Here is a 26,209-nt window from a genome sequence, read left to right as displayed (position 1 = left end):
TGCACTACGTGCCGTGTTGTGCGGCCTCGGCGCCCGGCGTCCCGGTTCGCAGGCCCACGACGACATGCCTCCCGCGGCGTGCTCGGCGTGGACGTGATCCGGTTCCCACGTACGGAGCCCGGTCAGGGGAGACGCCTCTTCTCCTCCGAGACGCCTCTGGCCCGGCCGGGGTCCGTGTCTCCTTCGTAGACCTGGAACGTGATGCGGGCAACCCTCGCACCGGGATGCACCGGTTCAGCAGCACAGGGTGACCGTCGACGGCCGCCGGGTGGGTGCACGACGACGCCCGGACGGCGGTCGCGCGCGGCATCCGGGCCGCGTCCCGGACCGACACCGTCGGCACCGGGGCGCCCCGCTACCCGCACGGCCTCGGCGCTGCCCGCACCGGCACGGCCGGCCACACCGCCCGCACCGACACGGCCGGCCACACCGCACCGACCGGATTCCGCCATCGAGCCGCACGACTCCGTCGATCAGTGCATCAGTGCTGTTCGACGGCGGCCGAGCAGCATTCATGTACTGACCGACAGTCGCCCTCGGGGTGCTCCGCACCGTCCCGCGCCTCGCCACCCGGCAGTCCGCTCACCGCGTGTCGATCAGTACATGAGTGTGGTCGCAGGATGCCCGAACAGCGTTGACGTACTGATCGACGGGCGGGACGCGGTCGAGTCCGCGGCAGTCGCGGCGGGGACGGGTGGGGGCACCGGACGAGCCGGGCACGGGCCGCTCAGCGCAGCCGGCGGCGCCCGACCCACGGGCCGGCCATCACCTCAGCGGCCACCGCGGGCGGACCGGGTGACGGCCGCACCCGCCACCAACGCCGCGAGCACCCCGCCGACCGCCGCCGCACCGAGCAGCGCCGGGTCCCGCCGGGGCCCGCCCGCGCCGACCCCACCGGTGTCCTCGCCGGCCCCATCGGTCGCCCGCCCGGCGTGGACGCCACCCCGGGCCCCGGCCGCGAACCGGTCGGACAGCCGGTCGCGCAGCCGGAACAGCCGGTCCCGGCGGGAGGCGGCGCGCACGAACGCGAGCACCGGCCACCCCCGCTCACGGGCGATCACCCGTAGCTCCCGGTCCGGGTTCACGACGGACGGCTGCCCGACCGCCTCCAGCAGCGGCAGGTCGGTGATCGAGTCGGTGTAGGCGGCGCACCGCGCGAGGTCGAGTCCCAGCTCCTCGGCGATCTCCCGGGCCGCGACGGCCTTGCCCTCCCCGTAGCAGTAGAACGCGATCTCCCCGACGTAGCGGCCGTCCTCGATGTGCATGCGGGTCGCCCGGAAGCGCGTGATCCCGACCAGCTCGGCGATCGGCTCGACGACCTCCAGCCCCGACGCCGACAGCAGCACGATCTCCGCCCCCTGCGCACGGTGGTGCTCGATCAGCCGGACCGCCTCGGGGTAGACGAGCGGGCCCACGATCTCCTGCAGCGTCTCGGCGACGATCGCACGGACCCGCGCCACCTCCCAGCCCTGACAGATCAGCACCATCCGCCGGCGCAGGGTGTCCATCGTGGACGCGTCCGCCCCGGCGAGCACGAGCAGCAGCTGAGCCCACGCCCCGCGCAGGACGGTCGAGCGGTCGATCAGACCGGCGCGGGCGAACGGACGCGCGAACGCCAGCGCACTCGACCCGGCGATGATCGTGTTGTCGAGGTCGAGGAATACCGCCCGGGGGCCGGCGGTCCGGTCCGGTGCGACGGGGGCTGTGGAGGACTCGGGCACGACGTCCAGCCTGCCCGAACCGGGACGCGCCTCGTCCCCGGTCCCCGACTCTTCCACACCCCGCCGACCGTCGGCCCCACGACGGGCGCCGCCCGTCCCCGCACCGCCCGGCCGGGGGTACGAGCAAGCCGATGACCGGCAGCGGAGGGTAATCGAACGTACGCGACCGGTCGCCCGGACGCGCCCACCGGTCAGTGGCGGAGTTCACCCCGTCGGGGTCGAGAGCGTCGCCGCCGGTACCGGTCGGCGCAGGCCACGGCCGGAGTATGGGCGCGACCGGCATGTTCCGGCTACAGTTGACCGAGCTCGGACGTGGTCCGAGCGGGTTCAGCTCGACCCCCCGGGGCTGAACCGCCCGACGGCCCCCGCCAATCCCCCCTGGCGGGGGCCGTCCTACGTCCGGGGTCGGACGACACGGTCGTGTCGGTCGCCCGCCTATCCGGTGCGCTGCCCGCCGCTTCGGTTCTGCTCTTCCGTGGCGCGCCCGCGAGGGCCCTCCCCCGTGCTCCATCCTCCCGCACGACACCGACGGAACCCGTGGGTTGTCCACAGGTCGAGCCGTTTCCACGACGTTGTCCACAGGCCGGCGATCGGGGCCGGCGGGGCCCTCCCGGGACCGCACGCTCGACACCGGGGCCCGCACCGGCGGGCCGGTGTGGAGGACGACGCGATGGACCGGCGCTGCCTGATCGTGGCCGACGATCCCGAGCTGCTCGACGCGCTGCTGCGACTCGCCGCGGCAGCCGACATGGACGCCCAGCGCGCGGTCGACGCGGCCGACGCCCGCCGTGCGTGGGCCCGCGCACCGGTCGTGTTGCTCGACCGGGCCGGGGCCCGGCGCTGCGGCGAGGCCGGTTTCCCACGCCGCGACGGCGTCGTGATCACCGTCCCCGGCGAGCCCGCCGCAGAGGACTGGCGGATCGCGGTCGCCCTCGGCGCGGACCGGGTCGTGCAGCTCCCCCAGGGCGAGGCCGGGCTGGCCGGGATCCTCGCCGACGCCCGGGAGCGCGCAGCGGGCGACGGGCGGGCCGGCCGGGTGCTGGCCGTGGTCGGCGGCAGCGGTGGAGCGGGCGCCTCGGTGCTCGCCACCGCCGTCGCGCTGACCTCCGCACGGGCCGGGGAGTCCGCGCTGCTGGTCGACTGCGACCCGCTCGGCGGCGGCCTCGACCTGATGGTCGGGCTGGAGCAGGAGGCCGGGCTGCGCTGGCCGGAGCTGTCGGTCGGCGACGGCCGGGTGCGCGCCGCGTCGCTGCACGCCGCGCTGCCGCGGGCCGGGTCCGGGCGCACCGCGCTGTCGGTCCTGTCCTGCGCGCGCTCCCCGCACGGCCCTGAGCCGGCCGCGGTCACCGCGGTCCTCGACGCCGGGCGTCGCGCGGGCGGCACCGTCGTGTGCGACCTGCCCCGCTACCCCACCGACGCCGCGCTCACCGCTCTCGGCACCGCCGACCTGACCGTCCTGGTGGTCCCCGCCGGGCTGCGGCCCTGCGCCGCGGCCGCCCGGGTCGCCGACGTGCTCGCCGAGCACGCCCGGGCCGTGGAGCTGATCGTGCGCGGGCCGTCCCCCGGCGGTATCACCCCCGACGAGGTCGTCGCCTCCCTCGGGCTGCCACTGCTCACGACCATGCGCCCGGAGCGTGACCTCGCCGGTGCCCTCGAACGGGGGCGGACCCCCGGCTCCGGGCGGGGTCCGCTCGCCACCGCGGCCCGGGCCGTGCACGAGCGCCTCTGCGGCACGGCAGGCTCCCGGCGGGCGGCGTCGTGAACCCGCTGGTCGACCGGGTGCGGGCCCGGCTGGCCGACGCCGGCGGCGAGACCGGGCCGGCCGCCGTCGCCGCGGCGGTGCGGGCCGAGTCCGGTGGGGTCGCGTCCGATCTGGACGTCCTCGCCGCGCTCCGCACCCTGCGCCAGGAGTTCACCGGAGCGGGCCCGCTCGACGCGCTGCTGCGCGATCCGGCGACCACCGACGTGCTGGTCAGCGCGCCCGACGCCGTCTGGGTCGACCGCGGCGACGGGCTGCGCCGCACCGGCATCACCTTCACCGACGAGGCCGCGGTCCGGCGGCTCGCCCAGCGCCTGGCGCTCGCCGCAGGCCGCCGGCTCGACGACGCGAGTCCCTGCGTCGACGGCAGGCTCCCCGATGCCGGGGTCCGGCTGCACGCCGTCCTGCCACCGGTGGCGGCCGCCGGGACCGCGATCTCGCTGCGGGTGCTGCGCCCCGCCGGACACGACCTGGCCGCGCTCCGGCGGACCGGCACCCTCGACGCGACCGGCGAGGCCCTGCTGCGCGCGATCGTCGCCGCCCGGCTGGCCGTGCTCGTGGCCGGTGGGACGGGCAGTGGCAAGACCACGCTGCTCAACGCGCTGCTGGGCGCGGTCGATCCCGGCGAGCGGCTCATCACCGTCGAGGACGCCGAGGAGCTCTCCCCGCGTCATCCGCACGTCGTGCGGCTGGTCGCCCGGCCGCCGAACATCGAGGGCTCGGGTGGGGTGCCGCTGCGCGAGCTGGTGCGTCAGGCGTTGCGGATGCGTCCGGACCGGCTGGTCGTCGGCGAGGTCCGCGGCGCCGAGGTGTGCGACCTGCTGGCCGCGATGAACACCGGTCACGACGGCGGCGGCTGCACCGTGCACGCCAACTCGGTCCGCGAGATCCCGGCCCGGATGCGCGCGCTGGCCGGGCTCGGCGGGATGTCCCCCGCCGCGCTCGACGGGCAGCTGACCGCCGCCGTCCAGGTCGTACTGCACATGCGACGCCGCCCCGGCGCCGGCCGGACGCTCGACGAGATCGGCGTGCTGGGCCGCTCCGACGACGGCACACTCCGCGTCACGGCCGCCTGGAGCCGCGGCAGCGGGGCCGGACCGGGCCGCGACGAGCTCGCCACGCTGCTGCGCGAGCGCGGGGTCGGTGTGCCGTGCTGAGCGCACTGCCCGGGACAGCGCAGGGCGTGGCGGTCCCCGCCCTGCTCGCGCTGGCGGTGCTGACACTGCCCGCGGCGCCGGGCCGATCCCGGTGGCGGGCCCTGACCGGCACCGGGGCCGGCCTCCCGACGGCCCGGCTGCTCGCTCCTCCGTTACCCCTGCTCGCCGCGCCGCTGGGGTGGCTGCTCCTGGGCCCCGCCGGTGCGGTGTGCGCGGCGGGGGTGGCCTGGGGTGTGCGGCGCCGGGTCGCCGCACGCCGCGCCGCGGAACGGGCCGGGTCGACGGCGGCCGAGCTCGCCGACGCGCTCGCCCGGGTCACCGACGAGCTGCGCACCGGCGCGCACCCCGCGGCCGCACTGGCCGGGCACGTGCACGACGGGCCGCTCGCCCGCGCCCTGCTCGAGCCGGCGGCCGTCGCCGCACGGATCGGTGAACCGGTACCGGAGGCACTGCGCCGGACGGCGCGAGGGCCCGCCCGGCGCGACGTCGAACGGGTCGCCTCGGCCTGGGAGCTCGCCGACACCCACGGCGCCCCGCTCGCCGACCTGCTCGCCGGGCTGCTCGACGACATCCGCTGGCGGATCGCGCACGGCGCCCGGGTGCGCGCCCAGCTCGCCGGACCCCGGGCGACGGCGTCGGTGCTGACCGGGTTGCCGTTGGCCGGGATCGGTCTCGGACAGCTCATGGGTATCGCGCCGCTGACCGTGCTGCGCACCGGTCTGCACGGTCCGGCGCTGCTGCTGACCGGGGTCGTCCTCACGGTCGCCGGGGCGGCGTGGGCCGACCGGATCCTGCGTGCGGCGGTGCCGACGTGACCGCGGCCGCGCTCGGACTCGCCGCGCTCGCACTGGCCGTCGGGGGCGGGCGTCCCGGGCCGGGACGACTGCGCGGGCTGCGTGCCGTCGTCGGCACGGCTGCGGCCGCGGCGCCGCCCCGCACGGCGGTCCTCGCGGTGCTGGTCCCCGCCGGGGCCGCGCTCGGCGGAGCCCTCGGCGGGGCGGGTGGCGCGGTCGTCGGCGCGGCGACGGGCGGCGGGCTGCTGTGGCTCGGCCGGCGGGCGGCCCGCGGGCCGGCCGCGCTGGTGGACTCCGCGGACCTGGCCGCCGCCTGGGACCTCCTGGCGACGTGTCTGGCCGCCGGTCTCGCCGTCGCGGACGCCGTCGGAGCCGCGGCCCGGCGGCTCGACGGCCCGGCCGGGGAGGCGTTGCGCCGGGTCGCGGGCCTGCTCGCCCTGGGCGCCGACCCCGACGACGCCTGGGCCGCCGCCGGCTCGGTCCCCGAACTCGCCGGGTTCGCCCGCGCGGCGGGCCGGTCGGCCCGTACCGGTGCCGCCCTCGGACGCTCCGCCGCGGCGGAGGCGGCCCGGCTGCGCGCCGGTCTGGCGGACCTCGCCGAGGAGCGGGCGCAGCGCGCCGCGGTCCGCATCACCGCCCCGCTGGGGCTCTGCTTCCTGCCCGCCTTCCTGGTCCTCGGCATCGTGCCGGTCGTGATCGGGCTGGCCGGGGAGGCGTTCGCGCGGTGGTGACCACCGCCGCGCGGCGACCGGGTCCGCACCCCGCGGGCCCCCGACGAAGGAGACACCGATGACCCCCACCCGTTCCCTGCTGCACCGCCGGCTGCGCGCACTCGCCGCCGACGACGACGGTATGTCCACCGTCGAGTACGCCGTCGGCACCGTCGCGGCTGCGGCGTTCGCCGCACTCCTCTACGCGATCGTCAGCGGCGGCGACGTCCTCGCCGCCCTCACCGGGATCGTCCAACGTGCGCTGTCCACGACGCTCTGACCCCCACCGCACCAGCCGCGGTGGTCGCCGCACCATCGGCCGGGCTGCAGCCGTCGGCGCCACGAACGGCCTGGCGAGTTCCCCGGCGGACGACGACGGTGCGGTCACCGTCGAGGCGGCGCTGGCGCTCGGCACCCTGGTCGCGGTCACCGCGGCGGCGGTCGGAGCCGTCGCCGCGGTGGCGGCCGGGGTCCGCTGCGCCGACGCCGCCCGCGAGCTGGCCCGCCAGACCGCACGCGGCGACACCGAACGGGGCCGGGCCGTGGCCGCGCAGCTGGCCCCGGCCGGCGCCGAACCGGAGCTGCGCCTCGACGGCGATCTCGTCGTCGTGACGGTGCGGGTCCGGCCGGTCGGGCTGCTCCCGGTCACGATCAGCGGCACCGCGACCGCGGCGGTCGAACCCGGCGTCACGACCGCCGCGGAACGGTCCGGGGCCCGGGCCGCCCGGCCCGGTGTCACAGCCGGGTCGGCCCCACCCGGCGGCGCGTCATGAACCGCCCGGTCCCTCCGCGCCGGGGCGACGACGCGGGCGTCGCCTCGGTGTGGGCCGCGACGGCGGCGGCGGTGCTGCTGCTCGTCGGCATCGTCGGCGTCGACCTGGCCGCCGCCACCCGCGCCCGGCACGTCGCCTCCACCGCCGCGGATCTGTCCGCGCTCGCGGCCGCCGGCCGGTCGGTGGACGGCACGGCCGCCGCCTGCGCCCGTGCCGCCGACCTGGCCGCCCGCAACGGAGCCGAGCTCCTGACCTGCAGCCTCGACGGCTGGGACGCCCTGGTCGAGACCCGGGTCGCCTGGTCGGGACTGCTCCCGCTGCGCGGTCCGGCGCGGGCGAGGGCGCGTGCAGGCCCGGCTCCCGTGGACACCGGCCCGCCCCCGGCGAGCGGGACCGTGGACGGTTCCGGCCCCACCGCGGAGCCGTCGTGAACTCCCCCGGACGTGATCACGATCTCGGTGAGCGGTCCACGCCCCCGGATGAACGGACGGCGAACCCCGGAGCACGCCGTCATCACGATCGCTTACGACGAACGTCCCAGCGCGACCGCGTTTCGTCGTGGGGGCCTGACCGATCACCGACGTCGCGCGGTCCACATCTGGTCACCGTCGCGACACTCGGGCCTACTGGGAGTCGCAGGGACGGGCAGGGTCCGGTCCGGCCCCGCCACGAAGACCACGCTCCCCAGACAGCGACGACGTCGGAGCGCCCCTGGCGCCCCCGTCCGATGTCGTCGCACGTGGTTGCCACCGGCCCGCCCCCGCCCCCGACGGGCGGGCCGGTGGTACCCCGTCCGGTTCCGCGATCACCGCGAACCGGCCGGGGCACCGCCTTCCAGCGCGGCGAGGACCAGGTCCAGCACCTGCACCGCCCCCGTCTTGTCCAGCGGGTTGTTGCCGTTGCCGCACTTCGGGGACTGCACGCAGGACGGGCAGCCCGTGCGGCACTCACAGTCCCGGACCGCGGCGCGGGTCGCCGCCAGCCACCGCCCCAGCACCTCGTGGCCGCGTTCGGCCAGGCCCGCGCCGCCGGGGTGCCCGTCGTGCACGAACACCGTCGGGAGTCCGGTGTCGGGGTGCAGCGCGGTGGACAGACCGCCGATGTCCCAGCGGTCGCAGATCGCGAACAGCGGGAGCAGACCGATCGCGGCGTGCTCGGCGGCGTGCAGTGCGCCGGGGAGACGGGCCTCGTCGATGCCGGCGTCGGCGAGCGCGTCGGGGTCGATCGTGTACCAGACCGAGCGGGTGTCCAGGCTCTGCGGCGGCAGGTCCAGCGCCGTCTGGTCGAGCACCGTCCCGTCCGGGGTGCGTCGCCGGTAGGCGACGACCTGGCTGGTCACCGTGGTCGCGCCGAAGCAGACCTGCACCGGTCCGTACCGGCGGTGCTCCCTCACCTCGAGCACGGTGACGTCGGAGACCGACTGGGCCTCGGTGCGCCAGTCCGGGTCCTCGGCGTGGACGAGCGCGACGCCGTCGTCGAGGTCGAGCTCGTCGACGACGAAGCTGTCGCCGCGGTGCAGGTACACCGCACCGGAGTGGATCGTGCCCGGGGCCGAGCCGCCGTCGACGGTGCCGAGCATCCGCCCGGTGGCCGCTTCCACCACGGCGACCTGCCCGAGTCCGGAGCCCCGGATGTCGACGTGTGCGGCGGGGGCGTCGCCGGTGTCGGGCCAGAACCAGCCGTGCGGTCGTCGGCGCAGCACGCCCTCGTCGACCAGGGCGTCGAGGACCTCCACCGCGGGGGCTCCTCCGAAGATCTCCTCGACGTCGACCGTGGTCAGTGGCATCTCCGCGGCCGCGCACGCCAGCTGCGGCGCGAGCACGTACGGGTTGACCGGGTTGAGCACGCAGCTCTCCACGGGCGCGCCGATCAGCGAGCGAGGGTGGTGCACGAGGTAGGTGTCGAGCGGGTCGTCGCGGGCGACGAGCACGACGAGCGCCTCGTCGGCGGCCCGTCCGGCACGCCCGGCCTGTTGCCAGAACGACGCGCGGGTGCCCGGGAACCCGGCCTGCACCACGGCGTCGAGACCGGAGATGTCGACGCCGAGCTCGAGCGCGTTGGTGGTCGCGACCCCGAGCAGCTCGCCCGACATCAGGTCGGCCTCCAGCGCGCGCCGTTCCTCGGGCAGATAGCCGCCGCGGTAGGCGGCCACCCGCGCGGCCAGCTCCGGAGCGATCTCGGCGACCTGGCGCTTCGCACCGAGCGCGGTGAGCTCGGCGGCCCGCCGGGACCGGACGAACGCCAGGGTGCGGGCGTCGGTCAGGACGAGGTCGGCGAGCATCCGGGCGACCTCGGCGCCGGCGGAGCGGCGGACCGGCGCCCCGTTCTCCCCGGTGATCTCGGCGAGCAGCGGCGGCTCCCAGAACGCGACGGTGCGCCCGGCGTGCGGGGACCCGTCCTCGGTGACGGCGACGACGCCGCGTCCGGTCAGCCGGGACGCGAACTCCTCCGGGCGGGCCACCGTCGCCGAGGCGAGCACGATCACGGGGCGCGCGCCGTAGCGGGCGGCGAGGCGCAGCAGCCGGCGCAGCAGCAGCGCCACGTGCGAACCGAACACCCCGCGGTAGGTGTGGCACTCGTCGACCACGACGTAGCGCAGCCGGCGGAGGAAGGTCGTCCAGCGTCCGTGCCGGGGAAGGATCGACCGGTGCAGCATGTCCGGGTTGGAGAACACCCACCGGCAGTGCCTGCGGACCCAGTCGCGCTGGTCCATGGGGGTGTCGCCGTCGAACGCGGCGGGCCGGACCCCGTCCGGGGCGAGCCCGTCGAGGGACCGCAGCTGGTCGGCCGCGAGTGCCTTGGTCGGGGCGAGGTACAGCGCCGTGGCCCGCGGGTCCTCGGCCAGCCCGGCGAGCACCGGCAGCTGGTAGACCAGCGACTTCCCCGACGCCGTCCCCGTCGCGACGACGACGTCGGCGCCGGAGTGCACCAGCTCCGCACCGTGCGCCTGGTGCGACCACGGGCGGGTCACGCCGCGATCCGCCCAGGCCGTGCGCAGCGGCTCGGGCGTCCAGCCCGGCCAGTCGACCGGGTTCCCGGCCCGCGCCGGGATCCGCACGACGTGCCGCAACGGGTCGTCGACGGCGCCGACCCCGTCGTCGCCGGAGCCGCGGGATTCGTGAGAACGGTCGGAACCGCGGAGACCGTCAGGACCGTCGAAGCCGTCCTGCGCGGCGAACATCCCGGCACCCGGCCCCGGCCCCGGCGCGTCCGTGTCGGCGGCACCGGACGCCCACGTGGTGTCGGCACGGGCCGGGTCGACCCCCGAGCCCGCCAGCACGCGACGCAGCAGCTCCACCCCGCGCTGCGACCCGTCCGGGCCCTGCGTGCTCTCCGCCGTCGCTCCCACGACCGACCACGATGGCACAGATGTTCGAACGATCCGCGGTCGCTCCCGGTGGCCGACCCGAACCGGCGTCCCGCCGCCGGACGGATCGGCGAAGTCGTTGCACCGCAGCTGATCTGCAGGTTCCCGGATTGCGTCGCAACATCATGTGGGATTGATCACTTTTGCCAGTTCGTTACGTCTTGTGATCCCAATCGCACTGAGGGATGCACCACACTCCTAGACTGCACCAGCCCGGTCATCGGTGGACACCGCCCGGGCCCAGTCGACGCCGACGAGGCCGTCGCCGCCCGGCCGGGTCGAGCCACACTGACCCGTCCCGGCCGCCGGGGACCTCGCCGGCCGGATCCTTTCCACCGGGAGGACACGGATGTCCCAGCCCACCTACCTCGCCCAGGGCCTCGAGCTCGGCGGCGGGGACCTCGCCATCGTCGGCGTGGTCGCGGTGGTCGCCCTCGTCGCCCTGGTCGTCGGCGGTCTCCTGTTGCGGGAGGTGCTCTCCTACGGCGAGGGCACCCCGAACATGCAGGAGATCGGCCGCGCGGTCCAGGAAGGCGCCACGGCGTACCTCAACCGTCAGTTCCGCACGCTCGCGATCTTCGCCGCGATCGTGTTCGTCCTGCTCTTCGCGCTCCCCGCCGAGGACCTCGGCGAACGCATCGGCCGGTCGATCTTCTTCGTCGTCGGCGCGGTCTTCTCCGCGATCATCGGCTACCTGGGCATGTGGCTCGCGACGCGCGCGAACATCCGGGTCGCAGCCGCCTCACGCGAGACGGGCGGCCGGGAGAAGGCGACCCGCATCGCGTTCCGCACCGGCGGCGTCGTCGGCATGTTCACCGTCGGCCTCGGCCTGTTCGGGGCCGCGATCGTCGTGCTCGTCTACGCCGGCCAGGCGCCCCGCGTCCTGGAGGGCTTCGGCTTCGGCGCGGCCCTGCTCGCGATGTTCATGCGGGTCGGCGGCGGCATCTTCACCAAGGCCGCCGACGTCGGCGCCGACCTGGTCGGCAAGGTCGAGCAGGGCATCCCCGAGGACGACCCCCGCAACGCGGCCACCATCGCCGACAACGTGGGCGACAACGTCGGCGACTGCGCCGGCATGGCCGCCGACCTGTTCGAGTCCTACGCGGTGACCCTGGTCGCGGCGCTGATCCTCGGTACCGCGGCGTTCGGCCTGCAGGGCCTGCTGTTCCCGCTGATCGTCCCCGCGATCGGCGTGATCACCGCGATCCTCGGCGTCTACCTGACGAAGGCCCGCGCCGGGGAGAACACCCTGCGCGCGATCAACCGCAGCTTCTACCTCTCGGCGCTGTTCGCCGGGGTGCTGTCGATCGTCGCCGCCTACGTCTACCTCCCGGGCACCTTCGGCGAGCTGCTGAACCCGACCGACACCAGCGTCGTCGGTCTGGCCGGCGACCCGCGCCTGATCGCCTCGGTCGCGGTCGTCATCGGCATCGTGCTGGCCGCGGTCATCCTCAAGCTGACCGGCTACTACACCGGCACCGAGGACCGTCCGGTCAAGGACGTCGGCGAGTCCTCGCTGACCGGTGCGGCCACCGTGATCCTGTCCGGTATCTCGATCGGCTTCGAGTCCGCCGTCTACACCGCCCTCGTCATCTCCGCGGCCGTCTACGGCGCTTTCCTGCTGTCCGGCTCGATCGTCGTCTCGCTGTTCGCGGTCGCGCTGGCCGGTACCGGCCTGCTGACCACGGTCGGCGTCATCGTCGCGATGGACACCTTCGGCCCGGTCTCGGACAACGCCCAGGGCATCGCGGAGATGTCCGGCGACGTCGAGGGCGAGGGCGTCGACATCCTCACCGAGCTCGACGCGGTCGGGAACACGACCAAGGCGATCACCAAGGGCATCGCGATCGCCACCGCGGTGCTCGCGGCGACGGCCCTGTTCGGCTCCTACCGCGACGCGATCAGCCAGGCCCTGGACGGGGTGGGCATCGCCGCGCAGGACGCGGGCACCGCGTTCGCCTACGAGGTGTTCAGCCCGAACACCCTGGTCGGGGTGATCATCGGCGCCGCGGTGGTCTTCATGTTCTCCGGGCTCGCGGTCAACGCCGTGACCCGCGCCGCGGGCGCGGTCGTCTACGAGGTGCGCCGCCAGTTCCGGGAGCACCCCGGGATCATGGACCGCACCGAGCGCCCGGAGTACGGCCGTGTCGTCGACATCTGCACCCGGGACTCGCTGCGCGAGCTGGCCACCCCCGGCCTGCTCGCCATCTTCGCCCCGATCGCGGTCGGGTTCGGTCTCGGTGTCGGCCCGCTGGCCGGCTACCTGGCCGGCGCCATCGCGACCGGCGTCCTGATGGCGATCTTCCTGGCCAACTCGGGCGGCGCCTGGGACAACGCCAAGAAGCTCGTCGAGGACGGCAACCACGGCGGCAAGGGCTCCGACGCCCACGAGGCGACGATCATCGGCGACACCGTCGGCGACCCGTTCAAGGACACCGCGGGCCCCGCGATCAACCCGCTGATCAAGGTCATGAACCTGGTCTCGGTGCTGATCGCCCCCGCGGTCGTGGTGCTGTCCACCCCGGACGCCAACCCGGTGATCCGCGTCCTCATCGCGCTCGCGGCGGTGGTGATCATCGCGGCCGCGGTCGTGGTCTCGAAGCGCCGCACCTCGGCGATCACCGACGCACCGGCCGAGAGCTCGGTCGGCTGAGGCGACATCTCGCAGGACCACGTCGGCCGCTCGTCCCATCGGGACGGGCGGCCGACGTGGTCCACGGGACGATTCGGATACTCTCCGCCGGACGGCAGCGATCACCCCGACGGAGGAGCGATGCGGACATCGCGAGGTCTCGCCGGACTCCTCGTCGCCCCGGCCGTCCTGCTGGCGGGCTGCGGCCCCTCCGGGCCGACCGTCGAGCAGTGGACCGAGTCGATGTGCGCGGCCGTGCTGCCCTTCGTCCGCACCGCCGTGGACACCCCCGGTGAGACCCCGGACCCCGCGCAGCGGTTGCGGGCCCTCTCGGACTACCTGACCCGCACCACCCAGGCCGCCGACGGCGCGCTGGGCGACCTGGACCGGCTCGGCCCGGCTCCCGTCGACGACGGCGATGCCCTCTCCGCACGGCTCCAGGGCGGGCTCGGCGAGATCCGCTCGGCGTTCTCCGGGGCGCGTTCGCGGGTCGACGCCATCGACCCGGCCGACCCCGCCGCGGTACAGCGCGACCTGCCCGCCGCGCTGGAGCCGCTGGCCCGCCTCGGCGGCACCACCGGCCCCCTCGACGAGGTCACCGGCAACCCGGCGATCGCCTCGGCGTTCCGGGCCTCGACGACCTGCACAGATCTCACCCGGTCGGCAGAGCAGGCCCGCGCGACACCACCGCCCGGCGCACCCACTGCTGCTCCGAACGGGCCAACCGGGGAGGGTGGAAGCAGCTGACCGGCGACGGCGTCCTACCGTCGACCACTGTCCGTGCCCCGGGCCCCGACGGGCCCCGACCCTGGAGCCCGACGATGGCCACCCCCCGCCCGGCGCGAACCGCCCGGGTCCTGCTCCCCACCCTGCTCGCCGCGCTCCTGGCCGGCGGCTGCGCGTCGAGCGTGGCCGGCACCCCCACGGCGGACCCGGCACCGCGGCCGACCGCGGGCGTCGGCGCCGACCCGGTCGCCTGGGGCGACAAGGTCTGCGGCGCGACCCTGGCCTACTACCAGCCGCTCAACACCCCGCCGAACTACGACGGCGCCGACCTCGCCGGCATCAAGACGCGCCTGTCGGAGTACCTCGGCAAGGTCGCGACCGGCATCGACACCGGCAAGAAGCAGCTGACCGCGGCCGGCGAGTCCCCGGTGAGCGGCGGCGACGCGTGGGCGACCGCGGTGCGCGACATGCTCGACCGGTCCGGCACGACGATCGCCCAGGCCAAGAAGGACGTCGACGCGATCGACCCGAACGACGTCCAGGGCTTCAAGGGCAAGCTCGACGGCGCCCAGCAGAAGCTGCGGACGATCTCCGGCGCCCAGGGCCTGGACAAGATCGGCCCCACCCCGCGGCTGGACAAGGCGTTCGCGACCGCGCCGAAGTGCGTCGCCCTCAAGAAGATCAACGGTCCCGCCTGACCCGCCGCGTCACCCGTCCGGCGCTCCCTGCTGGGCAAGCTCGAACATGCGTTCTATGCTTCGCGGGTGCCGCAGATGTCGCTGTTCTCCGCGGAGGCCCGGCCGGCCGGGCTGACCGACCTGGCCGGGCTGCTCTGCGGGCCCGGGCGCATCGAGCGGTTCGGCGCCGGTGACACGGCCCGGTTCGACGTCCCGCTGCCGATCGAGGGGCGCGAGACCGCGCTGGCCGCGCTGGCGGCGGCCCGCGGCGTCACCCTCGCCCCCGGCGCGTCCGGGATGCGCAGCGCGTTCCGGCGCGACCTGGTCCCGCTGGCCCACGCCTGGTGCACGCCGGACGGTCGCAAGCAGATCCCGCCGGACTTCCAGCTCGACGGCGCCACGCTCCGGCTGTGGGCGCTCTCCGCGGGCACGTCCGACCTGCGGGGCGGGTATCTGCTGCTGCTCGACCCGCAGGCCCCGTGGACACACGGCCCGCTGATCGCCGCCGCCACCCGGGCCGGCCTGCCCCCGGCACGGCTCGCCCCGGGGGAACACGGCGCGCCCGGCCCGGCGTTACGCCTGCACGGAGCTCGCCGACTGGCCCGACTGGTGGAACTGGTGGGCCCCGCGCCGCGGATGACGAACCCGACCGAGTGGCCCCGGCACCACGGCCGACCGGCCGCCTGACCTGCCGAACCACGGCCGGGTCTACGCTGGCGACTCGCCCGCTCCCCGTGGCACGAGCCACGACACGGAGCGACGACGGTGTGAGATCGTGCGATCGTCGACCCCGAACAAGACGCTCAGCGCAACCGTCCCGGCACGCTCCGGGACCGCACGGTGTAACAGTGCGAGGTCGGGAAACGGCTACGACGTCGCAGGGACCGCGACGCAGCCGAGGAGATGAGGTAGGACCACGTGGCAGCAGCGACAACGGGAACGACGGGTTCGGCACGCACGTCGGGGGGCAGCACGCGCAAGCCGACCTCGACGGCGAACGCATCCGGCCGCCCGACGCGCCGCCTGGTGATCGTCGAGTCCCCCAGCAAGGCGAAGAAGATCCAGCCCTACCTGGGCAACGACTACATCGTCGAGTCCTCGGTCGGTCACATCCGTGACCTGCCGCGCGGCGCGGCGGACGTCCCCGCCAAGTACAAGGGCGAGTCCTGGGCGCGGCTCGGCGTCGACGTCGACAACCAGTTCAGCCCGCTCTACATCGTCACGCCGGAGAAGCGCAGCACCGTCTCGGAGCTGCGCGAGGCGCTGAAGACCGTCGACGAACTCCTGCTCGCGACGGACCCCGACCGTGAGGGCGAGGCCATCGCCTGGCACCTCCTGGAGACCCTCCAGCCGAAGGTCCCGGTCCGGCGGATGGTCTTCCACGAGATCACCGAGTCGGCGATCCGCGCGGCCGCCGAGAACACCCGCGAGCTCGACCAGCACCTCGTCGACGCACAGGAGACCCGCCGCATCCTGGACCGCCTCTACGGCTACGAGGTCTCCCCCGTGCTGTGGAAGAAGGTCATGCCGAAGCTGTCGGCGGGCCGCGTCCAGTCGGTCGCGACCCGGCTGATCGTGCAGCGCGAGCGGGACCGCATCGCGTTCCGCTCCGCGGAGTACTGGGACATCGCCGCGACCCTCGACGCCGGGGAGAAGGCCACACCGCGCTCGTTCGGTGCGCGGCTGCTGCAGGTCGACGACAAGCGTGTCGCCACCGGCCGCGACTTCGACTCGCTCGGGCAGCTGAAGAAGGGCTCCGCGGAGGTCGTCACCCTGAACGAGGCCGAGGCGCGCCGCCTCGCCGAGGGGCTGCAGGACCGTCCGATGGAGGTCGCCTCCGTCGACTCCAAGCCCTACACGCGCAAGCCGTACCCGCCGTTCATGACCTCGACGCTGCAGCAGGAGGCGGGCCGCAAGCTGCGGTTCTCCTCCGAGCGCACGATGCGCAGCGCGCAGCGTCTGTACGAGAACGGCTACATCACCTACATGCGTACGGACTCGACGACGCTGTCGGCGACGGCCATCGAGGCGGCCCGCTCGCAGGCCCGTGAGCTGTACGGCGACGCCTACGTCGCGGACTCGCCCCGCCAGTACACGCGCAAGGTGAAGAACGCCCAGGAGGCCCACGAGGCCATCCGTCCCTCCGGCGAGACCTTCCGGACCCCGGGTGCCATCGCCCGCGAGGTCGACGGCGACGACTTCCGCCTCTACGAGATGATCTGGCAGCGGACCATCGCCTCGCAGATGAACGACGCCCGCGGGACCACCGTGAGCGTCCGGATCGCGGGCACCGCGGGGACCGGCGAGAAGGTCGTGTTCGCGTCCTCGGGCCGCACGATCACCTTCCCCGGCTTCCTCAAGGCCTACGTCGAGACCCTCGACGACGAGGCCTCGGGCCAGCAGGCCGACGACGCCGAGTCCCGGCTGCCCGAGCTGACCGAGGGCCAGCCGCTGACCGCCACCGAGCTGGTGCCCGACGGGCACTCCACCAGCCCGCCATCGCGGTTCACCGAGCCCGCGCTGGTCAAGGCGATGGAGGAGATGGGGATCGGCCGGCCGTCGACGTACGCGTCGACGATCAAGACGATCCTCGACCGCGGCTACGTCTGGAAGAAGGGCTCCGCGCTCGTCCCGTCGTGGGTGGCGTTCGCCGTCGTCGGGCTGATGGAGCAGCACTTCGGCCAGCTCGTCGACTACGACTTCACGGCCGCGATGGAGGACGACCTCGACTCCATCGCCTCCGGTGACGACTCCCGTGTGCACTGGCTGTCCGGGTTCTACTTCGGCACCGACGGCGCGAGCAGCGGCTCGGAGATCGCCCGGGCCGGTGGGCTGAAGAAGCTCGTCGGATCGAACCTGGAGGAGATCGACGCCCGCACGGTGAACTCGATCCCGATGTTCGCCGACGCGGCGGGCAACGACGTCGTCGTCCGGGTGGGGCGTTACGGCCCGTACCTGGAGCGGATCGTCGACGGCGAGTCCCAGCGCGCGAACCTGCCCGACGACCTGGCCCCGGACGAGCTGTCCGAGGAGATCGCCGAGAAGCTGTTCTCGGTGCCGCAGGAAGGCCGCAAGCTGGGCACCGATCCGGTCACCGGACACGAGATCGTGGCGAAGGAGGGCCGCTTCGGCCCCTACGTCACCGAGCTCCTGCCCGAGCCGGAGGTGCCCGAGGGCGCCAAGAAGAAGCCGGCCAAGCCGAAGCCGCGCACCGGCTCGCTGTTCAAGTCGATGACGGTCGACACCATCACCCTCGAGGACGCGCTGCGGCTGCTGTCGCTGCCGCGGATCGTCGGCACGGACCCGGACTCCGGTGACGAGATCACCGCGCAGAACGGCCGCTACGGCCCGTACCTGAAGAAGGGCACGGACTCGAGGTCGCTCTCCGGCGAGGAGCAGCTCTTCACGGTCACCCTGGAGGAGGCCCTGGAGATCTACAAGCAGCCCAAGCAGCGGGGCCGCGCCGCCGCGGCGCCGCCGCTGCGCGAACTGGGCGAGGACGCCTCGACGAAGAAGAAGATGGTGATCAAGGACGGCCGGTTCGGCCCCTACGTCACCGACGGCGAGACCAACGCCAGCCTGCGCAAGGGCGACTCGGTCGAGGAGATCACCGACGACCGGGCCTCCGAGCTGCTCGCCGAGCGGCGGGCGAAGGCCCCGGCGAAGAAGAAGACGACGACCCGCAAGCCGGCGGCGTCGAAGAGCACGGCGGCCAAGAGCACCGCAGCCAAGAGCACCGCGGCCAAGACCGGGACCCGCACCGCCGCGACGAAGAAGACGACGACCCGCAGCACCGCGGCCAAGACCACGCCGACGAAGTCGACCGGGACCCGGACGCGCACGACCCCGACGACCTGAGACCGGTGACGACGACGGGCCCCGCTCCGGATGATCCGGTGCGGGGCCCGTCGCGTCGGCGGGGCCGGTCAGCCCGCGGCGAGGGCCTTCTTCACGGCGGCGGCGACGCGGCCGCCCTCGGCGCGGCCCGCCGCGGCGGCGTTCGCCTTCTTCATGACCTGGCCCATCTGCTTCATGCCGGGCTTCTCCCCGGTCTCGGACTCCACCTCGGCGACGGCAGCGGTCGCCAGGGCGGCCACCTCGTCGTCGTCGAGCTGGGTCGGCAGGTACCGGGCGAGGACCTCGCCCTCGGCGCGCTCACGCTCGGCGGACTCGGGGCGGCCGCCGTCGGCGAAGGCCTGGGCGGACTCGGCGCGCCGCTTGGTCTCCTTGGTGATGACCGCGCGGACCTCGTCGTCGGAGAGCTCCCGGGCGGTGTCACCGGCCACCTCGGCGTTGCCGATGGAGGTCAGGACGGATCGCAGGGTCGTCCGCACCAGCTCGTCCCTGGCCTTCATCGCGATGGTCAGGTCGGCCCGCAGCTGCTCCTTGAGGGTGCTCACGGGTCGCCACGATAGTCCCGCGACGTAGGCTGGATCGCGTGAGTATCGCCGGGACCCTCGCCCGTACCGCCGCCGGCGCCGCCCTGCTCGGAGCGTCGGGCATCGGGTACGCGGCGGGGATCGAGCGGCGGCACTGGACGTTGCGCCGGGTCGAGCTGCCCGTCCTCGACGAGGGTGCGCGGCCGCTGCGGATCCTGCACCTGTCGGACTTCCACCTCACGCCGGGCCAGCGCAGCAAGATCCGGTGGATCGCGGCGCTGGACGAGCTCGACCCGCACCTGGTGATCGACACCGGGGACAACCTGGCGCACCCCGACGCGGTCCCGGGCGTGCTTACCGCGCTGGGGAGGCTGCTGGAGCGGCCGGGCGCGTTCGTGTTCGGCAGCAACGACTACTACGGCCCCACCCCGAAGAACCCGGCCCGCTACCTGCGCCGCGGGGACACGAAGCGGGTGCACGGGGCGGACCTGCCCTGGACCGACCTGCGCGCCGCGTTCCGCGAGCACGGCTGGGTCGACGCCACCCACGCCCGGCACGTGCTCGAGGTCGACGGCCGGACGGTCCGGATCGCGGGCGTCGACGACCCGCACCTGAACCTGGACCGCTACCCGCGCATCGCCGGCCACGACGCCGACGCCGACCTGCGCATCGGACTGACCCACTCCCCCGAGCCGCGGGTCCTCGACGGCTTCGCCGCCGACGGCTACGACCTCGTCCTCGCCGGGCACACCCACGGCGGTCAGCTGCGGGTGCCCGGCTACGGCGCACTCGTCACCAACTGCGGGATCGACCGGTCCCGGGCCCGCGGGGCGAGCCGCTGGGGCAGCCGGATGCGGCTGCACGTGTCGGCCGGGCTGGGCACCTCGCCGTACGCACCGGTGCGCTTCGCGTGCCCGCCGGAGGCCTCGCTGCTGACCCTCGTCCCCCGCGCGACCGGCCCCGATGCGCGGACGGGAACCCCCGCGCAGGCCTCGGAGGGCATCGGGTAGAGTCCTCCACGGCTCACGGGGAGACCCGGGTGTCCATCGGGGTGTGGCGCAGCTTGGTAGCGCGCTTCGTTCGGGACGAAGAGGTCGCAGGTTCAAATCCTGTCACCCCGACAACACGAAGGCCCAGGTCCGGCGGACCTGGGCCTTCGTCGTGTTCCACGGCCTCACCGGAGGGCCGGGCCGAGCAGCAGGCCGCCGTCGCTCACGTACTCCGAGCCCGTCACGAAGGACGCCGCCGGGGAGGCGAGGAACAGCACCAGCGCCGAGATGTCCGCCGGTTCCCCCAGCCGCGGCACCGCGAAGGGGTCGGGCGAGTAGAAGTCGGCGATGGGGGCGGCGGCTCCGGCGGCGGGCTCGGTGATGAACGGCGTCGCGATGACCCCCGGGTGGACGACGTTGACCCGGATCCCGTCGCGGCCCAGCTCGAGCGCCGCGGTCCTGGTCAGGCCGCGCAGCGCCCACTTGGCGGCGACGTACGGCGCGTAGTGGGCGGTCCCCCCGGCCCCCATGACGGAACCGATGTTGGTGATGGACCCGCCGCCCGCACGGCGCAGGGCCGGCGTCACCGCCTTGATGCCGAAGAACGCACCGGTCAGATCGATGTCGAGCACACGCCGCCACGTGGACGCCTCGGTCGTCTCGATCGGTGCGGGCGGGTTCTGGACGCCGGCGTTGTTGACCAGGACGGTCAGCCGGCCGAACCGGTGCTCGGCCTCGGCGACGGCCGCGCTCCACGACGGCGCGGTACGCGGGTCCGGGCCACCGACCCCGGGTCGTGACGACGACCGCGCGGTTCGTGGCGCGGACGGCGGACGGCGTCGGGTGCACGATGGACCCGTGATCGGTGACCGCTGGGGCGTGAGCGACGCCGAGACCACCCGCCCCTACCCGTGCGACGAGCTCGTCCGGGCCCCCACGCTGCAGGCGTGGCGGGGCGTCTCCGTCGCCGCGCCGGCCGCCGTCGTCTGGCCGTGGGTCGCCCAGATCCGGCTCGCCCCGTACTCCTACGACTGGGTCGACAACCTCGGACGCCGATCCCCGCAGGAGCTCGTGGGGCTCCCGGAACCGCAGGTCGGGGACGCCTTCACCGCGACCGGCGGACGGCGGCTCGGCCGGATCCTCTCGGTCGACCCCGGCGTGCAGCTCACCGGCAGCGTCCTGGGTGCCGTCATGTCCTACGTCCTCGCGCCGCTGGGGGCGGACACGACCCGCCTGCTGCTCAAGGTCGTCATGGGCGGCACCCGCGCACTCGCACCGCTGGTGTCGGTCGGCGACCTCGTGATGGCCCGGCGACAGCTGCTGAACCTGGGACGGCTCGCCGAGCGCCACAGCCGGCCACGGGGTCGTTGACGACACACCGGGCACGGTGGGGTGCGGCGACGGGGGGTGATGCGCGATCCTGACGGGATGAGTGAGAACCCGGTAGCGCTCGATCTCGACGACGCGGGACTGGCCGGTGGCCTCCCCCGCCCGGCGCACCAGCTCGACGGGATCCAGGACGTACCGTTCCGCCCGGTCCAGTTCCGCGACAACGACCTCCCGACCGCACTGGAGCGGGCCGCGCAGTGGCTGCGGGAGACCCAGTCCTGGCTGGGTGAGCCGGTCGACGTGATCGCCATCCACCTCGACTACAACGAGGCGTCCGAGGCGGCGTACTACGAGCTCAAGCTGCTGTGCAACGAGGAGGACCTCGCCGGGGCACCCATCGCGGTGCGCCAGCGGGCCGCCGCCGACGCCTGACCACGCCACGACAGGTCGCCGCCCCGGCACCGACCGTGCCGGGGCGGCGCTCATCCAGTGATCAGAGTCACGCCGAGCGTGACGATCAGCAGGTCGCGACCCTGCAGAACGTCCGCAGGAGCGCTGCGGGGCGGACGGCTGTTTGGCCGACACCGGACCCTGCGGTAGCGTTCTCCTCGGTCACCGTAGTTCTGAGTTTCGTGTCTCAAGCGCGCTCGCAGAATGATGATGCGGGCGGATCCGCTGTCTTTGGTGTAGCTGAAGCTGGCTGCCGTCTGGGAATTCCTCTGACCCGGGCAGCCGCACGACGTGGTTGTTCCGTCCGAATGCTGCATGACAAGGAGTCACCATGACCAACGGCACCGTGAAGTGGTTCAACGCCGAGAAGGGCTTCGGCTTCATCGCCCCCGAGGACGGCGGCGCCGACGTGTTCGTCCACTACTCGGCCATCGAGGGTTCGGGCTTCAAGGAGCTCCAGGAGAACCAGGCCGTGTCCTACGAGGTCACCCAGGGCGCCAAGGGCCCGCAGGCCTCCTCGGTGTCCCCCCGCTGACACCCCCGCCCGGCCGTGCGGCCGGGCACTGTTCCTCCGTCCGATGGCGGCATCCCCACGCGGGATGCCGCCATCGGCGTCTCCGGGGCCGCTACCGTGGCGGCGTGCCGCTGTCCGCCCGCCAGGCCGCACTGCTCGAGAGCCGGCTGCCCGGGCACGAGGTCGTCGCCGACCACGGCTGGGGTCTGGTCGGGACCACCGTGCTGCAGGTCCGTCACGACGGCGCCGACCTCATCGTGAAGGCCGGCGACGACGCCGACACCCACATCGCCCGCGAGCTGCGCGCCCACCGCGAGTGGCTGGCCCCGCTCGTCGCCCGCGGCCGCGCACCGGAGCTCCGCCACGCCGACGCCGACGCGAAGCTGCTGGTCACCCGCTACCTGCCCGGGGCCCTGGTGCAGGACACGCCCGCCGAGCACGAGCCCTCGACCTACCGCGGGGCCGGGGAGCTGCTGGCGCTGCTGCACGACCGGCCCGCCGTCGTCGACGAGGGGTACGGCGCCCGGCTGCGCGACACCGTGCTGACCAGGCTCGGGCGTCCGCACCGCATCGCACCCGGACTGCTCACGCGGCTCCGGGCGGAGGTGGCCGGCTGGCCGACCCCGGCGGCCCGGCTCGTCCCCACCCACGGTGACTGGCACCCGCGCAACTGGCTGGTGCACGACGGGGTCGTCGCCGTGATCGACCTGGGCCGGGCGGCGCTGCGCCCGGCGCCCACCGACCTGGTGCGTCTCGCCGCCCGCCAGTTCCGGTGGGACCCGGCGCTGGAGACCGCCCACCACGACGGCTACGGCGGCGACCCGCGCGAGCCCGGCCCGTGGCGCCGGGAGTGGATAGCCGAGGCCGTCGGCACCGCGACCTGGGCCCTGGAGGTCGGCGACGAGCCGTTCGAGGCCCACGGACACCGGATGCTCGCCGAGGCGTTCCCCGACTAGCCTGCGCCGGTGCCCCTCGTCGTCGGTCCGGCCACCTCGTTCGACGACCTCGCGACCCTGCTGGGCCCGAAGCGCGACCCCGACGCGTCGGTCTGCTGGTGTCTCTCGCACCGCCTGCCCGCGGCGACGCACCGCGCCCTGACCGGCCGGGCCCGGGGCGAGTACGTGCGGGAGCTGACGACCCGCGCGGTCGCACCCGGCGTCGTCGCCCACGACGACGGCGAACCGGTCGGCTGGGCCGCCGTCGCCCCACGCTCCGAGCTGCCGTTCGCCCGCTCCCGCACCATCCCGCACGTCGACGACCTCCCGGTCTGGTCGGTGTGGTGCTTCCGGGTCCGCGCCGGGCACCGGGGCCGTGGCGTCGCGCGTGCCCTGCTCGCCGCAGCCGTCGCGTACGCCCGGGACCAGGGGGCGCCGGCCGTCGAGGGCTACCCGGTGGACAACCGGGGCGCCCGGGTCGACCTGACGATGGCCTACGTCGGCACCCGCGCGTTGTTCGAGGCGGGCGGGTTCACGGTCGCCGCGGCGACCACCGGGGTGTCCGGCGGGTTCCCGCGGGTGGTCATGCGCCGCGCGCTGACCGGCTGACCCGGCACCGCCCCGGATCGCGCAGATCCGTGACGGCGGACCGCTCCCGTTCCCGGCAGGCTCGCCCACGTCCTGACGAGCCTCCGGTCGCCGCGGAGGAGCACCGAGACGGAGGAGCGATGATCGTGGTCATCGTCGTGGTCGGCATCTTCTTCCTGCTCATGGGCGGGTACGCGCTGGCCGCGCCGGCCGCGCTGGTCCGGCCGTTCGGGCTGGTGGCCGACGGCCCGGAGAGCAGGTCGGAGGTGCGCGCCGTCTACGGCGGGTTCGGCCTGGGGATCGCGGCCGTGCTCGGGCTGGCCCTCGCCGTCCCCGGGCTCCGCATCGGTGTGGTGCTCACCGTCGCCTTCGCGCTCGGCGGGATGGCCGTCGGGCGCGTGCTGTCCCGGATGGTCGACCGGCCCACCGCGTTCTACCCGATCTGGTTCTACGGCCTGGTCGAGGCGGTCGCGGCCGGTGCGCTGGTCGTCGTCGCCGCGACCTGACCGGGCACGACCCGGATGTCGAGCCCCGACCGGAAGAGCCGCCCGGGCGGAAGGCCGAACATCCGGCGGAACGCCAGCCCGAGGTGCGACGGCGTCGCGAAACCGGCGTCGGCCGCGGCCCGGGTGAGGTCCCCGCCGTCGCGCACGACGCCCGCGACGATCTGCATCCGCGCCCACCTGCGGTAGGCCCGCAGGCCTGCCCCCGTCTGCCGGGTGAACAGGCGCGCGAAGTGGCCCGGTGACAGCCCGGCCGCCGCCGCGAGGTCACCGGTCGGCAGGTCCGGGCCGCCGGGCCGGTGCAGGGCCGCGATCGCCCGCGCGATGCGGGCGTCGGGCTCGGCGCGGGCGTCCGGCGCCGTACCGCTGTCGACCAGGATCCGCCGCAGCCCCGGCCCGTCGCCGCCGACCGCGCAGGCGACGAGGTCGGGCTCGGCCGGGTGCCCGGTCACGATCCCGGCGGGCCCGCGACCGGGCTCGAGGAACACGAAGGCCGCCCGGTGCGCGCCGCCGGTGATGCGGTGGCGCAGTCCGGCCGGGACCAGCAGGGTCCGCGCCGTGCGGTCCGGCGCGCCGTCGACGCGCACGGTCAGGTCGTCGTCGACACCGACCGCGAGGCACGCCACCGCACCCCGGTGTGCGTCGAGTCCGAGCATCGGCCCCAGGTGGACGGCCCAGCAGGGCCCCACCCACAGCCGTGCCGGGCCCGCCGCCACGGTCACCGGACGCCCGCCCGCCGGCGTCGCCACCCGAAGCCGGCGGCCGCCGCGAGCAGCCCGGCGAGCGCCAGACCGTGCTCGAACCACGCCCCCCAGCGGGTCGCGAACGTCAGGTCGGTGCGCAGCGGCACCTGTTCGACCAGGGTGTCCGCGGTGTACAGCCCGGTCTCGGCGACGACGGAGCCGTCGGGCCGGATCACCGCACTCGCCCCGGACAGCGCCGCGACGACCGCAGCCCGCCCGTGCTCGACGGCCCGCAGCCGCGACATCGCGAGGTGCTGCCAGGTCATCTCGCCCCGCCCGTACCAGGCGTTGTTCGTCGGGATGACCAGCAGCGAACCGCCGTCGGCGACGCCGTCGCGCAGCACGTGGTCGTAGGCGGTCTCGTAGCAGATCGCCGTCGCCATCCGGGTGCCCGCGACGGGCAGTACCGCGGGCGCCGTACCGGGGGTGAAGTCGGCCAGCGCGACGAACGGGGTCAGGTACTGCGTGACCGCCCGCAGCGGGATGCGCTCGCCGAACGGCACGAGCTCCTGCTTGGCGTAGCGCTCCCCCACCCCGGTCCCCGGGTTCCAGACGGCCACCGCGTTCTCGGTGTCGGTCGCGCCCGCCCTGTAGTTGGTGCCGACCAGGAACGGCACGCCGAGCGCGTCGACGACCCGGTCGACCGCCGGGTCGACGCCGTCGGTCGACAGCGAGCTCTCCGGCCACACGACGAGGTCGGGCCGACCGACCGCGCCGGACCGGACGCGGTCGATCAGCACGGAGGTCTCGGCGAGGCTGTTCGCGCGCAGGGTCCGACCGGCGTCGAACAGGCCGAGCCCGATGTCGGGGGCGTTGCCCTGCACGACCGCGACGGTGCGGGTGCCGTCCTGCGCGTCGACGGGCGGGGTCGGCACCGCGAGCAGCACAAGCACGACCGCCACGACCGGGACGAGGCCGACGACCCGGCGGGGACGCTGCAGGAACGCCGCCACGCAGAACCCGGCCGCGACCACCGCGACCGACACCAGCGGGGCCCCACCGATCGCGGCGAGCGGTAGGAACGGCCCCTCGACCTGCCCGAACGCGACCCGGCCCCAGGGGAAGCCGTTGAGCGGGAACCGGCTCTGCAGCCACTCCTGCGCGGCGAAGGCGAGCGCACCCCACACCGGCGCGGCGGGCAGCCGGGCGGCGAGGGCGACGAGCGCACCGCCGAGCGCCGGGAACCCCGCCATCACCAGCGACAGCCCCACCCACGGGAACGGGCCGTAGTCGCGGCCGAGGAAGTCCTGGATCCACATCAGGTGCGCCAGGTAGAAGGCGAACCCGAACACCGCACCGAGCAGCGCGGCGCGGCGCACCCGGACCCCGGACAGGGCCCACCAGAGCAGCGCGAACGCCACGATCGCGGTCCACCACACGGTGCGCGGCGGGAACGCCAGGTGCAGCAGCACCCCGCCGACGACGACCGCTGCGATCCGCAGCGCGAGTGCCTTCACCACACG

At 74.9% G+C, this 26,209-nt stretch carries 25 protein-coding genes and 1 tRNA gene; 20 read left to right on the top strand and 6 right to left on the bottom strand.

Translation table 11 applies throughout. The annotated features are described in order from the left end of the window. Window positions 1-770: 770 nt before the first annotated feature. Entirely contained in the window at window positions 771-1,721 is a 951-nt protein-coding gene (locus tag ATL51_RS18445) for an HAD family hydrolase (protein WP_100880794.1), read from the bottom strand. Window positions 1,722-2,391: 670 nt separating this feature from the next. On the opposite strand from ATL51_RS18445, the gene ssd reads away from it, so the two are divergent. From ssd to ATL51_RS18415, 7 genes are read left to right on the top strand one after another with little or no spacing between them, the layout of a single operon-like run. Next, entirely contained in the window at window positions 2,392-3,483 is a 1,092-nt protein-coding gene (gene ssd, locus ATL51_RS18440; RefSeq protein WP_073575935.1) for a septum site-determining protein Ssd, read from the top strand. Beyond that, window positions 3,480-4,637, top strand: coding sequence for a TadA family conjugal transfer-associated ATPase (locus ATL51_RS18435; protein WP_100879346.1), 1,158 nt, complete (start codon window positions 3,480-3,482; stop codon window positions 4,635-4,637). The genes ssd and ATL51_RS18435 overlap by 4 nt, the downstream gene beginning before the upstream one ends. A gap of 26 nt (window positions 4,638-4,663) precedes the next feature. Then, window positions 4,664-5,452 carry a type II secretion system F family protein gene (locus tag ATL51_RS28335; protein WP_167410016.1) on the top strand — a complete coding sequence of 263 codons (789 nt, stop codon included), beginning with the start codon at window positions 4,664-4,666 and terminating at the stop codon, window positions 5,450-5,452. Then, window positions 5,449-6,162 carry a type II secretion system F family protein gene (locus tag ATL51_RS18430; protein WP_139282820.1) on the top strand — a complete coding sequence of 238 codons (714 nt, stop codon included), beginning with the start codon at window positions 5,449-5,451 and terminating at the stop codon, window positions 6,160-6,162. The genes ATL51_RS28335 and ATL51_RS18430 overlap by 4 nt, the downstream gene beginning before the upstream one ends. 58 nt (window positions 6,163-6,220) lie before the next feature. Next, the gene (locus ATL51_RS18425) at window positions 6,221-6,421 is read left to right on the top strand and encodes a DUF4244 domain-containing protein (RefSeq protein WP_073575807.1); all 201 of its coding nucleotides are present in this window, start codon (window positions 6,221-6,223) and stop codon (window positions 6,419-6,421) included. Next, window positions 6,399-6,914, top strand: a complete 516-nt coding sequence (locus ATL51_RS18420) for a TadE family type IV pilus minor pilin (protein ID WP_208623026.1) — start codon at window positions 6,399-6,401, stop codon at window positions 6,912-6,914. Before ATL51_RS18425 ends, ATL51_RS18420 begins: the two co-directional genes overlap by 23 nt. Continuing rightward, window positions 6,911-7,345 carry an Rv3654c family TadE-like protein gene (locus ATL51_RS18415; protein ID WP_100879344.1) on the top strand — a complete coding sequence of 145 codons (435 nt, stop codon included), beginning with the start codon at window positions 6,911-6,913 and terminating at the stop codon, window positions 7,343-7,345. The genes ATL51_RS18420 and ATL51_RS18415 overlap by 4 nt, the downstream gene beginning before the upstream one ends. 374 nt (window positions 7,346-7,719) lie before the next feature. Here ATL51_RS18415 and ATL51_RS18410 read toward each other — a convergent pair whose 3' ends face one another. Next, complete coding sequence (locus tag ATL51_RS18410) at window positions 7,720-10,095, bottom strand: DEAD/DEAH box helicase (RefSeq protein WP_100880793.1); 2,376 nt, start codon at window positions 10,093-10,095, stop codon at window positions 7,720-7,722. Window positions 10,096-10,630: 535 nt separating this feature from the next. On the opposite strand from ATL51_RS18410, the gene ATL51_RS18405 reads away from it, so the two are divergent. From ATL51_RS18405 to topA, 5 genes are all read left to right on the top strand, one after another. Beyond that, complete coding sequence (locus ATL51_RS18405) at window positions 10,631-12,934, top strand: sodium-translocating pyrophosphatase (protein ID WP_100879343.1); 2,304 nt, start codon at window positions 10,631-10,633, stop codon at window positions 12,932-12,934. 120 nt (window positions 12,935-13,054) lie between these two features. After that, complete coding sequence (locus ATL51_RS18400; RefSeq protein ID WP_100879342.1) at window positions 13,055-13,660, top strand: hypothetical protein; 606 nt, start codon at window positions 13,055-13,057, stop codon at window positions 13,658-13,660. A 74-nt stretch (window positions 13,661-13,734) separates the two neighbouring features. Beyond that, window positions 13,735-14,337: a hypothetical protein gene (locus ATL51_RS18395; RefSeq protein ID WP_100879341.1), complete on the top strand. Its 603-nt coding sequence runs from the start codon at window positions 13,735-13,737 to the stop codon at window positions 14,335-14,337. A 75-nt stretch (window positions 14,338-14,412) separates the two neighbouring features. Next, window positions 14,413-15,003, top strand: coding sequence for a hypothetical protein (locus ATL51_RS18390; protein ID WP_301549263.1), 591 nt, complete (start codon window positions 14,413-14,415; stop codon window positions 15,001-15,003). A gap of 339 nt (window positions 15,004-15,342) precedes the next feature. Further along, the gene (gene topA, locus ATL51_RS18385) at window positions 15,343-18,174 is read left to right on the top strand and encodes a type I DNA topoisomerase (protein ID WP_322789686.1); all 2,832 of its coding nucleotides are present in this window, start codon (window positions 15,343-15,345) and stop codon (window positions 18,172-18,174) included. Window positions 18,175-18,242: 68 nt separating this feature from the next. Here the strand turns inward: topA and ATL51_RS18380 are convergent, their stop codons facing one another. Further along, entirely contained in the window at window positions 18,243-18,716 is a 474-nt protein-coding gene (locus tag ATL51_RS18380; protein ID WP_100879338.1) for a GatB/YqeY domain-containing protein, read from the bottom strand. A 38-nt stretch (window positions 18,717-18,754) separates the two neighbouring features. Between ATL51_RS18380 and ATL51_RS18375 the strand changes: the two genes are divergently transcribed. Together ATL51_RS18375 and ATL51_RS18370 are read left to right on the top strand one after the other, a co-directional pair. Further along, a complete protein-coding gene (locus ATL51_RS18375; RefSeq protein ID WP_208623025.1) occupies window positions 18,755-19,705 on the top strand; it encodes a metallophosphoesterase in 951 nt (316 codons plus the stop codon). A 37-nt stretch (window positions 19,706-19,742) separates the two neighbouring features. Next, window positions 19,743-19,816 (top strand) — tRNA-Pro (locus ATL51_RS18370). 53 nt (window positions 19,817-19,869) lie between these two features. Here ATL51_RS18370 and ATL51_RS18365 read toward each other — a convergent pair. After that, window positions 19,870-20,583, bottom strand: a complete 714-nt coding sequence (locus ATL51_RS18365; protein WP_100879336.1) for an SDR family NAD(P)-dependent oxidoreductase — start codon at window positions 20,581-20,583, stop codon at window positions 19,870-19,872. On the opposite strand from ATL51_RS18365, the gene ATL51_RS18360 reads away from it, so the two are divergent. The 6 genes from ATL51_RS18360 (at window position 20,543) to ATL51_RS18335 (ending at window position 24,006) form a co-directional block, all read left to right on the top strand. Then, entirely contained in the window at window positions 20,543-21,055 is a 513-nt protein-coding gene (locus tag ATL51_RS18360; protein WP_100879335.1) for a polyketide cyclase, read from the top strand. The genes ATL51_RS18365 and ATL51_RS18360 overlap by 41 nt on opposite strands. Before the next feature lie 57 nt (window positions 21,056-21,112). Then, window positions 21,113-21,445 (top strand): hypothetical protein, encoded by a 333-nt coding sequence (locus ATL51_RS18355; protein ID WP_062399612.1) that lies wholly within the window; start codon window positions 21,113-21,115, stop codon window positions 21,443-21,445. Between the two features lie 349 nt (window positions 21,446-21,794). Beyond that, window positions 21,795-21,998: a cold-shock protein gene (locus tag ATL51_RS18350; protein WP_020627798.1), complete on the top strand. Its 204-nt coding sequence runs from the start codon at window positions 21,795-21,797 to the stop codon at window positions 21,996-21,998. A gap of 104 nt (window positions 21,999-22,102) precedes the next feature. Next, window positions 22,103-22,933 (top strand): phosphotransferase, encoded by an 831-nt coding sequence (locus tag ATL51_RS18345; protein ID WP_100879334.1) that lies wholly within the window; start codon window positions 22,103-22,105, stop codon window positions 22,931-22,933. Window positions 22,934-22,942: 9 nt separating this feature from the next. Beyond that, window positions 22,943-23,521: a GNAT family N-acetyltransferase gene (locus ATL51_RS18340; protein WP_100879333.1), complete on the top strand. Its 579-nt coding sequence runs from the start codon at window positions 22,943-22,945 to the stop codon at window positions 23,519-23,521. A 119-nt stretch (window positions 23,522-23,640) separates the two neighbouring features. Beyond that, window positions 23,641-24,006 carry a DUF4345 family protein gene (locus tag ATL51_RS18335; protein WP_100879332.1) on the top strand — a complete coding sequence of 122 codons (366 nt, stop codon included), beginning with the start codon at window positions 23,641-23,643 and terminating at the stop codon, window positions 24,004-24,006. On the opposite strand, the gene ATL51_RS18330 is transcribed toward ATL51_RS18335, so the two are convergent. Both ATL51_RS18330 and lnt read right to left on the bottom strand, forming a co-directional pair. Continuing rightward, window positions 23,949-24,659: a helix-turn-helix domain-containing protein gene (locus tag ATL51_RS18330; protein WP_157818426.1), complete on the bottom strand. Its 711-nt coding sequence runs from the start codon at window positions 24,657-24,659 to the stop codon at window positions 23,949-23,951. The two genes, ATL51_RS18335 and ATL51_RS18330, sit on opposite strands and share 58 nt — an antisense overlap. A gap of 62 nt (window positions 24,660-24,721) precedes the next feature. After that, on the bottom strand, window positions 24,722-26,206 hold the full coding sequence (gene lnt, locus ATL51_RS18325; protein WP_100879330.1) for an apolipoprotein N-acyltransferase: 1,485 nt from the start codon (window positions 26,204-26,206) through the stop codon (window positions 24,722-24,724). Window positions 26,207-26,209 lie beyond the last annotated feature (3 nt).

The sequence above is a fragment of the Pseudonocardia alni genome (assembly GCF_002813375.1).
In the GTDB taxonomy this organism is placed as follows: Bacteria; Actinomycetota; Actinomycetes; order Mycobacteriales; family Pseudonocardiaceae; genus Pseudonocardia; species Pseudonocardia alni.
Note: the sequence above shows the minus strand (reverse complement) of the source record. Positions and strands in the feature narration are given on the sequence as shown.